Source organism: Pseudomonas sp. TMW 2.1634 (assembly GCF_001703595.1).
Lineage (GTDB): Bacteria > Pseudomonadota > Gammaproteobacteria > Pseudomonadales > Pseudomonadaceae > Aquipseudomonas > Aquipseudomonas fragi.
Genome location: NZ_CP016849.1, coordinates 2,507,258 through 2,520,043, shown reverse-complemented (window position 1 = coordinate 2,520,043; position 12,786 = coordinate 2,507,258). Strand labels below are relative to the sequence as shown.

The 12,786-nt window shown below is 59.5% G+C and carries 9 protein-coding genes; 4 read left to right on the top strand and 5 right to left on the bottom strand.

The window, feature by feature from the left end; genetic code table 11:
* Nucleotides 1–126: 126 nt before the first annotated feature.
* Together BFC21_RS11945 and BFC21_RS11940 are read right to left on the bottom strand one after the other, a co-directional pair.
* The gene (locus BFC21_RS11945) at nt 127–5,424 is read right to left on the bottom strand and encodes a SpvB/TcaC N-terminal domain-containing protein (protein WP_120266717.1); all 5,298 of its coding nucleotides are present in this window, start codon (nt 5,422–5,424) and stop codon (nt 127–129) included.
* 453 nt (nt 5,425–5,877) lie between these two features.
* Nucleotides 5,878–6,738 (bottom strand): MurR/RpiR family transcriptional regulator, encoded by an 861-nt coding sequence (locus tag BFC21_RS11940; RefSeq protein ID WP_169845242.1) that lies wholly within the window; start codon nt 6,736–6,738, stop codon nt 5,878–5,880.
* A gap of 205 nt (nt 6,739–6,943) precedes the next feature.
* Here BFC21_RS11940 and zwf point away from each other — a divergent pair, with 205 nt between their 5' ends.
* The 3 genes from zwf to BFC21_RS11925 are packed head-to-tail and all read left to right on the top strand — an operon-like array spanning nt 6,944 to nt 9,796.
* Nucleotides 6,944–8,413: a glucose-6-phosphate dehydrogenase gene (gene zwf / locus BFC21_RS11935; protein ID WP_088377962.1), complete on the top strand. Its 1,470-nt coding sequence runs from the start codon at nt 6,944–6,946 to the stop codon at nt 8,411–8,413.
* A complete protein-coding gene (pgl, locus tag BFC21_RS11930; RefSeq protein WP_095004589.1) occupies nt 8,400–9,113 on the top strand; it encodes a 6-phosphogluconolactonase in 714 nt (237 codons plus the stop codon). Before zwf ends, pgl begins: the two co-directional genes overlap by 14 nt.
* On the top strand, nt 9,110–9,796 hold the full coding sequence (locus tag BFC21_RS11925) for a bifunctional 4-hydroxy-2-oxoglutarate aldolase/2-dehydro-3-deoxy-phosphogluconate aldolase (RefSeq protein WP_169845150.1): 687 nt from the start codon (nt 9,110–9,112) through the stop codon (nt 9,794–9,796). The genes pgl and BFC21_RS11925 overlap by 4 nt, the downstream gene beginning before the upstream one ends.
* A 223-nt stretch (nt 9,797–10,019) precedes the next feature.
* On the opposite strand, the gene BFC21_RS11920 is transcribed toward BFC21_RS11925, so the two are convergent.
* A complete protein-coding gene (locus BFC21_RS11920) occupies nt 10,020–11,213 on the bottom strand; it encodes an aminotransferase class V-fold PLP-dependent enzyme (RefSeq protein WP_120266163.1) in 1,194 nt (397 codons plus the stop codon).
* An 11-nt stretch (nt 11,214–11,224) separates the two neighbouring features.
* Entirely contained in the window at nt 11,225–11,461 is a 237-nt protein-coding gene (locus tag BFC21_RS11915; protein ID WP_016782086.1) for a DUF3820 family protein, read from the bottom strand.
* 208 nt (nt 11,462–11,669) lie between these two features.
* On the opposite strand from BFC21_RS11915, the gene BFC21_RS11910 reads away from it, so the two are divergent.
* Complete coding sequence (locus tag BFC21_RS11910; protein ID WP_083369599.1) at nt 11,670–12,137, top strand: PA2169 family four-helix-bundle protein; 468 nt, start codon at nt 11,670–11,672, stop codon at nt 12,135–12,137.
* Between the two features lie 120 nt (nt 12,138–12,257).
* Here the strand turns inward: BFC21_RS11910 and BFC21_RS11905 are convergent, their stop codons facing one another.
* The gene (locus BFC21_RS11905) at nt 12,258–12,728 is read right to left on the bottom strand and encodes a MaoC family dehydratase (protein WP_016782088.1); all 471 of its coding nucleotides are present in this window, start codon (nt 12,726–12,728) and stop codon (nt 12,258–12,260) included.
* Between the last annotated feature and the right edge of the window lie 58 nt (nt 12,729–12,786).

Below are 12,786 nucleotides of genomic sequence, written 5' to 3'. Positions count from 1 at the left end.
TGGTAGGCAACGGTTCGCAGCATGGCCCCGCGCCCGTTCATCGAGGTGAGCACGGGTGTTTTTTGGTGCAATTGATAACTCATCTTCGCTGACCCTTTTTGCGGCATGCCTTAACGACATTCACCGTTAAAGCGGAGGGTTGGCACTGTTCAGGATCCCCAGGGTTTTGACCGGGAAGGCCAGCGCCTGCGTGGCATCGCTGCCCGTGAAGGCCACCTTGAACGTCACCTCGAGGGTGCAGCCGTCAGCCAGTTGCTGCAGATAGGCGGCGCCGGCGACTTTGCGCAAGTAACCTTGATTGACCTCGGTACCGTTCACTAAAGCGGCAGTCCATAACGTCAATATGTGCGGTGAACCATCGGCTTTCTGACCTTCCAGGCCCAGCCAGACTTTCTGGCCGATAGCGATAAAAGGCCAGGTGAGGATATCGACATTGACCCCGTTGGGGGCCCGCGCAATATCCAGTTTCCCGCCAGTTTCCTTTTCCACAGAGATTTTATTGCTGATCTGCGCCATGGGAAGCGTGGCGATGTTCAGGTTCAGTACCTCTGATTGGAGAAGCCCACCAGCACGGTTCACCCTGTAGCTCACTTCAACGGTGCTGCCAAGGTTGGCCCCCACTGCGTTCGCCGGTATGTCAAACAACACCTGCCCGCTCAGGTTGCCCGGTTTTTCCGCGAGGGCCGGGGTGCCAGCTCCTGCCGCGCCTGTCCAGTTCAGGGTGATTCGGTCGGTCGGTAGCATGCCCGGGTATTCAACCCGCACAGTGGCACCCGCCAGGGCTTGCATCGGCTCAAGCCGGTCGCCCTGTGCCTGCACGACCGTTGCCGCTCTTAGGCTGTCCAGCATTTCCTGATACAGATCGTTTTCATCCTCGGATATGGTGTACCAGGTCAGGTAAGTCTGGCGTCGCCAGTAGCCACTGGCGGTGATGGTCTTGGTGGGGCGACCCGCAGGGTCGTAGAACTGCTGGTCGCTGTAGCCGAACAGTCGGAAGGACTCATCGTTGATATAACGATGATGGTTGGCGAAGTAAGGCCGGTAGACGCGGATCGCCAACCCTTTATTGTTGTATTCCACCCGTTCGCTAACGCGCCAGCGCCGGTCGGCCTGCACCTGTTTCGGTTCGCCACCTTCGGTGATCAGGTTGCCGTTGGCATCGACTGCGTAGGCCAGGCCCGCTTCGACTCGCTGCTTGCTTTGCAGGCTGCGGCCAAAACCATCCGAAGCGCTGACCAACATACGGATCTGGCGTTGGTCGTCGTTCGGGTAGCGGTCAGCCTGCAACAACGCTGACCAGGCCGGTTCGCGAGGCAAGGCCAGCAAGGCCTGGACCGTTTGGGCCGGTATCTGGCTGTCGCTGTATTCACCCTTGGCCAGGCGTGCGCGGGCGCTGGCCCGCAAGTGTCCGGTGGGCAGCAGTACGCCCAGTTCCACACCATTGGGCAGCAAGCTGGCGGGTGCCAGGCCCATCCAGCTATTGCTGTCGTAGAACATGGCCGTGGCCATGTTGCCGATGACGCTGCTGTCGGCCAGGGCCTGCTCGGCGCTCACCTCGGTAGTGGGGTGGCTGGCCAGTTCGTCAAAACCGACGTCTTTTACGGTCTGGTTGGCATCGTCCCATTCGGTGCCCCAGAACGTCGTCCGGATCGCCCGGCCCATAGCGTCGTAGCGGGCTTCGCTGACATTCTGGTTGGGGTCGCGAATCCATTGCACCTGTAACGAGCTGTAGTCATAGGCCGCTCGGGTGACGCCTTCGTCAGGAGCCGTGAAAACCTCCGGCATCAGGCAAAAGCGGTCATAGCTGATACGGGAGGGTTTGGCCCATACCACGGGTTTCAGCTCGAGCAACCGGTAGAAGTGCTCAAGCCCGGCGAAGGTTGCATACCCGGTGCGGGCCGACCACAGGCTGGTGGACGTGTCGACCGTATTGCTGGTCGGCAGCCACAGGCCTGTATCCACATAACCGGCCGATTCGAGCTTGGCTTTTACCTCCTGCGGGGTGTTGCCCAGCAGGTTTTTTTCCACGCCCTGGTCATCCTTGACCACGTAGGCGTTCAGGGCGGTGGCATCGAGTTCGGCCTGCTCGGTATATTCGGGCAGCGCATCGAAGTTCACCGTGCCGTCTGCGCAACCCTGGTATTGCACGCGGTCCTGGCCTGCGAGCATGCGCTGGCCATTGGCCGGGTCTTTGCCCAGAGGCGATTGCGGGCCGAGAAAGGCTTCGTAACTGATGACCTGGACCGAAGGGTCGGCCGCGTCCAGCACATAGGCCGTGGCCTGGCTGCGATAGGGCAGGCCCAGGCGCAGGTAGTCGGGCTGTTTGATATGCAGGGCCTGCTGATAGGACTCGCTGAGGTAAACCTGATACTGGGCATCATCCACTGCATCGTGCCACCAGCGCCGCAGATGGGCGTGCTCCGGATCGTCGGGGTAGGGTGGCTGTGCATCGGCACGGCGCGCGCAGGCGACGGAGGCCGCGTGGGTTACTGTGCCGTACTCATCCAAGGCCAGATTGAGTTGATGGGAACAGAGCGGATCATCGGCCTGACGCTCGTAGGTCAGGCTGCGTTGTTCGATGACCAGGGGCAGCATGATGCTGTAGCTGTGCGTGTCAGAGCGCGCTTGCAGCAGACGCACGCCATAGCGACTGTCCGTGACGCTATACGGCACCGGATCGCCGTCGACACCCAGGACCTCGGTGCGCAACACCGAACCGCTCAAGGTACGGGCGGCATCGCGCAGGGTCGGGGTATCCCAGTGGGTACAGAGCTGTTCGTTGCCCGCAATCCGTTGTGTACACAGCGTGGCGCCCAGCGGCGCCAGGCCCTGATCCCCCGCCCAGGCGCCCTGCGCCGGCATGTCCAGGGTTTTGCCGGTGTGAAACCAGGTCTTGCTCAGTATGGGGGCGGTGAACCCTTGGGCATTCGGGTCATCGGCGCCAGCCGCAGACTCGGTGTCCCTTTGCAGCAACAGGCCGAAGCCGCGAAATTCCCGGTCAATCGGATCGTAATAGCCGTGCCGGTATTCAAAGAACTGCGCCAGGTGATTGCCGGTGATTTGATCGATCTGATGTTGTTCGCTGACCAGGTGCATGGGGAACGGCATTTGCGACACCGCCAGGGACGGGTCTGGCATCAGGGCTTTTTCGTCCAGCCATTCCTGGGCCGAGGAGCGATACACCACACCGCCCGACGCGCCCATGTTGTTGTCCGTGGCACGTAGCAGATACGGCTTGCTGTCGCTGACAAAATCGCAGCGCCAGTGATCGGGCACCAGGCCGGGCAGGCGGGTATTGCTGGTCAGCACCAGGCTTGAGCAGCCCAGCCCTTGCAGGTCGGCCAGGCTCAGGCTGGTCAGCGAGTCGTACCTCAGCCCCTGCGGCAGGGCGATGGTGACGGGGGCGGCGAACCCATGGCCACTGAGATTCATGAACACTTGTACCGAGTCGCTGTGCCAATAGAGGATATCGGCGGCGCCGGAGCCATCCAGGTCGGCGAGGCGAACCCGGGCAGGGTCGAATTCGCCGCTGAAGGCCAGCTTGCCAAAGTTGACGGGCTCGCCAAAGCGGCCGCGGCCCAGGTTTGGAAAGCAGGTCACTCCCTGTTCGGTGATGCGGATCAAATGCTGTTGGCCCGAGCCCAGCAGGTCACTGAACGCCACCAGTGCGTAACGGTCGTCACTTGTTACGGGCAAGGAGGTCTCATGAGCCTGGCGTTTGACTTCGACGGGCCGGTCGAAGCCCCGGTCTTTCAAGTTGGCGTACAAGCGCACACTGCGTGTGCCGATCATCGCCACATCAGACAAGCCGCTTCCCATCAGGTCGGCCAGTTGTGATTGCGGATGGAGAAACTCGGTAGGGAAGGCTGCGTAGGGGGCGAAATGACTCCACTGCTGGTTACTGTCCAGAGTGAAAAAACCCGCAATGCCGGGTTGGGCCACCAGCCAGTCGAGCTTGCCGTCGCCATTGATGTCCGTGAGCACTTGCAGCACGGGGCTGTTCTGGTTGGCGACCGGTATGTGCTTGAGCAGTTCCCGTGGCGCGTAGCCCACCGCGTTTTTGCCCGGCCCGGGCATCGGGTTGCGGATGGGGCGGCGGTAGTACCAGGCGCTCTCCTGGCGGTAGAGGATCCCGGCCAGGCCGTCACCGTACAAATCCACCAGTTGATAGCGGCCGTCATCCACCCCAGGGTCTTGCCTGGCGGGTTGTTCGGCAAAGAATGGCGAGAATCTGACGGATTGCGCGGTGAGCTGGAATGAGCTGTAGTCAAACTCCAGCGGCGGGTTGAATTGCACCTCTTGCCCGGCATAGCCGATCACATGGGCTGCGGTCAGCATGGAGGCGGCGGGTTGCTGGCTGTACTCCAGTTGCAGGCGCTGTACCAGGGTCGGTTCGCCTTCGATCAGTACCGGCCCGGTGTCGTCACGGCCACTGGCGCACCAGTGAAACATCAGCACTTGATGGCACAGGCGCAGGGTGCGCTCCTCGAAACCGTAGCGGTAGCTGCTGATCGGATCGGCTCGCAGCGGCCACTGCTCGCCTGTGGTCTGCGGGTAGTGGGGGCGGATGTCGAGACGTGAGTCGGCTTCGCCATAATCGAAGATCAGGTCGAACAGCCAGACGGGGGTGCCGGCTTTTTGCAGCACATAGGGCGCGCGGTCGCCGGTCAGGTTGCCGTAACGGATACGGCGCAGATAGCGGTGGGTGCCCGTGTCCCGGCCTTGCCAGGCAACAGCGGCGGGGCCGGTCAGGGTACTTAGCGAGACGTCGTTTTCAGCGACGTATTCGTACAGCACATGCTCGCCATTGACCGCGACCGATTCTTCGAGGTACCACTCGGCAATCCAGGTCGAGGTTTCACCCCTGTGCTGCAGGCGGGCCGCTTCGCTGTGGCCATATATATGGACGCTTCCATCGGCGAACTGGATCAGCCAGAACGAATCGGTGCTGCCGACATAGTGCTCGAAGGTGCTGAAGTCGCCTTCAACCCGAGGCCGGTAAGCACTCACCCGATAGCTTTCGGACAGTGGCCGGTCGCGGAAGCTGGAGACGATGCGCTGGCTGACCTGGCCATCAGCCGTACGCTCGGGCAGCAGCACATCGCCGGAGAGTGAGAGATAGACCGGTTCGCTTGTTTTACCGTTGGAGTCGGGCTCGAACTGCGGTGTTCCCTGACTGGTTTGCCGGCTGATCGAGGGGCGGTTGATTGACCACCCCTGGCCGAACTCGGAGCGCCCGCCGGCACTGCTGTAGTTGAGTGCCAGGGAGGGGGCGTAACCACGCCCGGAGGTTATGGGCAAAGGGATCGATGTGGAGGCCGCACCCGTGAAACCCACGGCAGCCCAGCCTTTGCCGATGCTTTGGATCGCCCCTCCGCCTTTTGGCAGTGTGGGGGCAGAGATGCTTAGCGGTTCTTGAGCCATGATCATGAACTCCTGCCGGGGATTAATCACCTGACGCGCGGGACTGAACGGGAAGGGACGCAGGAGTGGTCGGGGGAGGTGAGTGGTTGATGGAGCTTGATATCGCGCATGAAAATCCACTGCCCTGGCCACTGCTTTTGTTCGCTCGGGCAGGTACGGCAAAGAGGATTTTGCGCAAAGCTTGCGGGCATCAACATCTCGCTTAACCCCTTTTCAAAAAAGGTCCCGAGATGTTTAAGTTATGGCTGTTTCACGCACTTGTAACCTGTCACATCTGACAGTTAAGTGCTTTATGTCCTACGTGTTTAAATGACAATAAGCGTCGATCCCCTTGCAAGACAGGGGGCGGGGAGGGAGGTGCCCGAAAGCAGGAGATTGCCTTTTGTCGGAGGGCTCGACAAACAGAGGCAGGGGGCATGATGCCGCTGCACGGGCGTTGCCCGTGCAGGTCTTTCAGTTGAACTCGTCGCCTACCGGGTAGCGGCTGGCGTTGAGGCTTTCCTTGATTTTGCGCAGGTGCGGCTGGAAGTCAACGCCACGACGCAGGGTCATGCCGGTGGCCAGTACATCCAGTACGGTCAGCTGGATGATGCGCGAAGTCATGGGCATATAAATGTCGGTGTCTTCAGGCAACGGGATATTCAGGCTCAGGGTGCTGGCCTTGGCCAGTGGCGAATTTTCCGCAGTCAGGCCCAGCACCGAGGCACCGTTGGCGCGGGCAATGCGCGCCACTTCCACCAGTTCACGGGTGCGACCGGTGTAGGAAATAATCACGAACAACTCACCGGTATGCGCCACCGAGGCGATCATGCGCTGCATCAGCACGTCGGCATGGGCGGTGACGGCCAGGTTGAAGCGGAAGAACTTGTGTTGTGCATCCAGCGCCACCGGAGCGGATGCACCCAGGCCAAAAAAGTGGATCTGCCGGGCCTGGATCAGCAAGTCGACAGCGCGGCTGATAAGGTTGGGGTCCAGTGCCTGGCAGGCACTGTCCAGGGAGGCGATGGCGCTGCCGAAGATTTTTTGTGTGTAGGCGGCCGGATTATCGTCAGCCTCGACGGCACGGCTCACGTAAGCTGCGCCGCTGGCCAGGCTTTGTGCCAGTTGTAGCTTTAATTCGGGGTAGCCGCTGACACCGAATGAACGGCAGAAACGGTTGACCGTCGGCTCGCTGACCGATGCCGCTTGCGCCAGCGCAGCGATGCTGAACCGGGTGGCCTGTTGCGGGTTCTGCAAAATGATTTCGGCCACTTTGCGCTCGGCCTTGTTCAGGTCTTCGAGGCGGCCCTTGATCTGTTCGAGTAAATTTCGCACGCGGTCCATTTATGATCCTTGGGTCAGCGATGCAAGAACCGGGCTAAAGCGGTTCTGAGAGGTGGCCTATCCTACTGGTGGCCCGGGACGACCACTAGCAGGAATCTGTATTTTCAGAAAATGTTGTGTTTATTACTACATTTTTCCTTGAGTGATACCTTGAAAAAAGGTATTTGTAGCTTAACTTGATAAAAGAACCAACATCATGCCTTCGATTACGGTTGAACCGTGCACCTTTGCCTTGTTCGGCGCCCTTGGCGATCTGGCCTTGCGCAAGCTGTTTCCTGCCTTGTACCAACTGGACCGTGCCGGCCTGCTGCATGCCGATACGCGCATTCTCGCACTGGCTCGCGAGCCGGGCGACGCCTCCACGCACCTGGCACATATTGACAGCCAGCTGCGCCAGTATCTGGGCGAAAAGGACATCGAAGTCGAGGCGCTGAACCGCTTCCTGGCTCGCTTGAGCTATCTGCATGTGGATTTTTTCAAGACTGAAGATTACCTCGCGCTGGCCGAACTGGCCGGCACCGAGCAGCGCCTGATCGCTTATTTCGCCACACCGGCGGCAGTGTACGGCGCCATTTGCGAGAACCTGTCCGCCGTCGGTCTGGCTGAAAACACCCGCGTGGTGCTGGAAAAACCCATCGGCTCGGACCTGGAGTCCTCGCGCAAGGTCAACGATTCCGTGGCGCAGTTCTTCCCCGAGAACCGCACCTACCGGATCGACCACTACCTGGGCAAGGAAACCGTACAAAACCTGATTGCGCTGCGTTTTGCCAACAGCCTGTTCGAGACCCAGTGGAACCAGCGCTACATCTCCCACGTTGAAATCACCGTGGCCGAGAAAGTCGGCATCGAGGGCCGCTGGGGCTACTTCGACAAGGCCGGCCAACTGCGTGACATGATTCAGAACCACCTGTTGCAGCTGCTGTGCCTGATTGCGATGGACCCGCCGGCGGACCTGTCGGCTGACAGCATTCGCGACGAGAAGGTCAAAGTGCTCAAGGCCCTGGCCCCGATCAGTGCCGAAGGCCTGACCACCCAGGTGGTGCGCGGCCAGTACATTGCCGGTTACAGCGAAGGCCAGTCGGTGCCGGGCTACCTGGAGGAAGAAAACTCCAACACCCAGAGCGACACCGAGACCTTTGTTGCGCTGCGCGCCGATATCCGCAACTGGCGCTGGGCGGGTGTGCCGTTCTACCTGCGCACCGGCAAGCGCATGCCGCAAAAGCTGTCGCAAATTGTCATCCACTTCAAGGAACCGTCGCACTACATCTTTGCCCCGGAGCAGCGCCTGCAGATCGGCAACAAGCTGATCATTCGCCTGCAACCGGACGAAGGTATTTCGCTGCGGGTGATGACCAAGGACCAAGGCCTGGACAAAGGTATGCAACTGCGCAGTGGCCCGTTGCAATTGAATTTTTCCGACACTTATCGCAGCACACGGATTCCGGATGCCTACGAGCGTTTGTTGCTTGAAGTCATGCGCGGCAACCAGAACCTGTTTGTACGCAAAGATGAAATTGAAGCGGCATGGACATGGTGCGACCAGTTGATCGCCGGCTGGAAAAAGTCTGGCGATGCGCCCAAACCGTACGCGGCGGGCTCCTGGGGACCGATGAGTTCTATTGCTCTGATTACGCGGGATGGGAGGTCTTGGTATGGCGATATCTGATTTGAAACTGCCTGAAGGTGTGCATGCGCACACCTTCAAGAACCCGGCATCGATGGCCGAGGGGCTGGCAAGCAGCGTTGCCGGGCAATTGAACCAGGCCATCGCCGAGCAGGGCGTTGCCACGCTGGTGGTGTCCGGCGGTCGCAGCCCGGTGGCGTTTTTCGAAAGCCTGGTCAAGCAGCCGCTCGACTGGTCGAAAGTGGTTGTCAGCCTGGCGGATGAGCGCTGGGTGCCGGTTGAACATGCCGACAGCAATGCCGGCCTGCTGAAGAAGCATCTGCTGCAAGGTCCGGCTGCCAAAGCGCGCTTTGTCGGTTTGTATAACGCTGCCGCCACGGTTGAAAGGGCGGCGCTGGAGGCGGATCAGGGGCTGGCCGAGTTGCCGCCAATTGATGTGCTGATCCTGGGCATGGGCGATGACGGGCATACCGCGTCGCTGTTCCCCAACAGCCCGAACCTGAGCGAAGCCTTGCAACTGGACAACCCGCGCCGTTGCTGGGCGATGCTGGCGCCCACTGTGCCGCACCAGCGCCTGAGCATGAGCCGCAGCCTGCTGGCCAGTGCGAAACACAAGGTGCTGTCGATCCAGGGGCAATCCAAATTGAACACCCTCAACGAAGCGCTGGGGGGCACTGATGTTGCCGCCTTGCCGATTCGTGCCTTTCTGCAACCTACGTTAGAGATTTACTGGTGCCCATGAGCCAAGGATCAGCTGCCATGACAATAAAAACTGCGAACGTATCGATGGCGGATAAAGTCGCCCTGATCGACCAACTGTGTGCCCAGGCACGCATTCTGCCGGTGATTACCATTGCCCGTAAGCAGGACATCCTGCCGCTGGCCGATGCGCTGGCAGCCGGTGGTCTGACGGCGCTGGAAGTCACCTTGCGTTCCGAGTTCGGCCTTGAGGCGATCCGTGTGTTGCGTGATCAGCGACCTGAACTGGTCACTGGTGCCGGCACCGTGCTGGACCGCCACATGCTGGCGGCCGCCGAAGAAGCCGGTTCGCAATTTATTGTTACGCCGGGCATTACCCGTGACTTGCTTGAGGCCAGTGTTGCCAGCGATATCCCGCTGCTGCCGGGCATCAGCAATGCTTCCGGGATCATGGAAGGCTATGGGCTGGGTTATCGTCGTTTCAAACTGTTCCCGGCGGAGGTCAGTGGTGGCGTGGCGGCTATCAAGGCGCTGGGCGGACCTTTCGGCGAAGTGAAATTCTGCCCGACCGGCGGTGTTGGCCCGGCCAATATCCGCAACTACATGGCGTTGAAAAACGTGATGTGTGTAGGCGGCAGCTGGATGCTGGACAGCGAGTGGATCAAGAACGGCGACTGGGCCCGCATCCAGGAGTGCACCGCTGAGGCGCTGGCCTTGCTGGATTGATGTTTTAGCGACGAACTTGTTGTGTGTTCTACGGTTTTTGGTGCGCTTGGTCGGCGCACCTTTTTTTTGCCTGAACACTACACTCCAACTGTGGGAGCGGGCTTGCTCGCGATGGCATCATCGCATTTTGCCTGCCAGACCCTACCGTCTGTGTCGCAGGCAAGCTAGCTCCCACAGGTGTTGTGGTGCCATCAAAGCCTGATACTGGCCTGACCCACAAGGTTTATGCATGAGCGTGCGAAAGCTCGCGCAGTGCCCGTACCAGTTGGTTGATGTCTTCCACTGTAGTGGCAAACCCCACGGTAATGCGTATGCAACTGCCGCACGCCGAGCCATTGCGCGCCACGGTGAACAGGTTGTAATCCTTGAGCAGGCGCTCAGCCATCGGCTGCTGATCCTGCACATGGGTAAAGCGCAGTGAGGTGATCGCGCAGTACAGCCGCGGATCATCACTGACCAGCACTTCAATGCCCTCGATCTTGCGCGCCTCGCTGACCCACAGGTTACGCAGGTAGTTGAGCCGGGCACCCTTGCCTCTGGCGCCACCCATCTCATGGTGTTCCTGCAGCACCTTGGTCAGGGTCAGCCAGGCCGGGATGTTGACCGTGCCATACACGGCGCGGTTGCGCACATCCGGCTCGGGGTAGCGCTCGTTGCCCATATCGGGGTCGATGTCACCCAGGCGCTGCGGGTCGATATACATCAGGCCCAGGGTCAGTGGTGCGCCAATCCATTTGTGCAGGTTGAAACCGGCAAAGGCCACGCCCAGTGCCGGCAGGTCCAGTTCGATCTGCCCCAGGGCATGGGCACCGTCGAGAATCACGTCCACCCCATGCTCTTTTGCCGCCGCAACAATCGCCTCCACGGGCATGACCAGGCCGGTGCGATGGGTAACGTGAGTGAGCGCCATCAGCTTGATCCGCGGGTTGCGTTCAAACGCCTGGCGATAGCTGGCCACCAGGCTTTCAAACGTGGCGGGGTGGGTGTGGGAAATTTCGATTATTTCAAGGCCGCGTTGGCGTGCCACCCCGCGCATGGCGTACTCGACGCTGTGGTATTCCAGATCGCTGATCAGCAACTGATCGCCCGCTTGCAGGCCGTTGTAGTTGCGGATCAATGATTGCAGGCCATCTGAGGCGCAAAAGGTCAGGGCCAGGCCGGCAGGGTCCACTGCGAGCAGCCCGGCCAGCGAATCGCGAATTTCAAGACCCTGGGAGGTATCGAAGTGCTGGCGCACCGGTACCGAGTTGTGGCGGTTAATAAAGTCGATATTGCGCTGGTAGTCCTGTGCCACTTCGCGAGTCATACGCCCGAAGTAGCCGTTTTCCAGATTGATTGGCCCCGCCGCAACGTCGTAGCGCTGGGCGATGGCGTGCCAGAAGTGTTCGTCGCGGGCGTTGTCTTCAATCCTTGGCATGGGCAACTCTATTAATGGCGAGGTTTGGGTTTTGAGTGTTTGGCGCGCAACGGGTCGAGCAGGTCCGACAGGCCGTTGTGATCGATCTCTTGCATCAGGGCCAGCAAGCCACCCAGCTCTCCGTGGGGGAACCCCTCGCGGGCAAACCAGTTGAGGTACTGGCCAGGCAGGTCGGCAATGATTCGGCCTTTGTATTTGCCAAAGGGCATTTCACGGGTGACCAGCAGTTCGAGTTTTTCGGGGTTCATGCAGTGGCCTTCAAGTGCGTACAGGCATGGGATGAAAAATACAGGCAATTTGCATGAAGGCCAATTGACAGATCATGCATAAAAACCGGATACAGATTTTTCGTCATTTATTAACTTATTGATTTGTAAGGATTTTATTTGATTCTAAAACTGGCACGAGCCCTGCAATCTCTATTGCACGATCCTCAACCTTGTAAGGAATTGAACAATGACTGATCTCAATAAAGAAGCCATTAGCGTCCTGAACGATTTGATCGAAACCAGCAAAGACGGTCAGGAAGGATTTAAATCCTGTGCCGAAGATATCAAGCACCCGGAGCTCAAGGCGCTGTTTGCCAAGCGTTCAGCTGAATGTGCAACCGCTGCTGCCGAACTGCAGGCTCAGGTGCGTGCCCTGGGAGGCGACCCGGAAACCAGCACCAGCGTGGCAGGTGACTTGCACCGCCGTTGGGTGGACGTCAAATCGGTGTTTACCGGCAAGGACGAAGAAGCGGTGCTCAACGAAGCCGAGCGCGGCGAAGACCATGCGCTAAAAGCTTACAAAGAAGCGCTGGAAAAAATCAGCAAGCACAACCTTGTGGGTATTCGTGATCTGGTCGAGCGTCAGTATCACGGCGTGCAACGTAACCACGATCAGGTCAAGGCACTGCGTAACCAGGCTCGTGCCCGTGCATGATTAGCTTGACGCTGTAGATCCACAGATGTGGGGGCGGGCTTGCTCGCGATGCAAACAACTCGGTGAATCATATTGACCGAGTTGGAGCAATCGCGAGCAGGCCCGCTCCCACATTCATGTTTAGCCAATGCTGATCGCTGGCAATACCGGCAGGGTCACGGTCTGCTGCTTGCGCGGGGCGATGATTTCGGCTTCGCCATCGACGACGATTTCATCACGCTGGTTGAAGACGCGAGTAGCAATGCGCACGCGGAACTTGGGCATTTTTTCCAGGATTTCCAGGCGTACGGTAAGGGTGTCACCGATTTTTACCGGCTTTTGAAAGCTCATCTGCTGGCCGACATAGATGGTGCCCGGGCCAGGCAGCTCGCAGGCTACGGCGGCACTGATCAACGCACCGCTGAACATGCCGTGGGCAATGCGTTCTTTGAACATGGTCGCAGCAGCGAACTCAGGGTCAAGGTGCACCGGGTTGTGGTCGCCGGACATGGCCGCAAAAAGCTGAATGTCACGCTCTCCGACGGTTTTGCTGTAGCTGGCAGTCTGGCCGACTTCGAGGGCTTCGTACGGGGTGTTGGTAACCTGAGTCATCTAGCGCATGTCCTGTGACGAGTGTTTGGTTTTAAGTCTATGATTTTAAAAGTTTTTT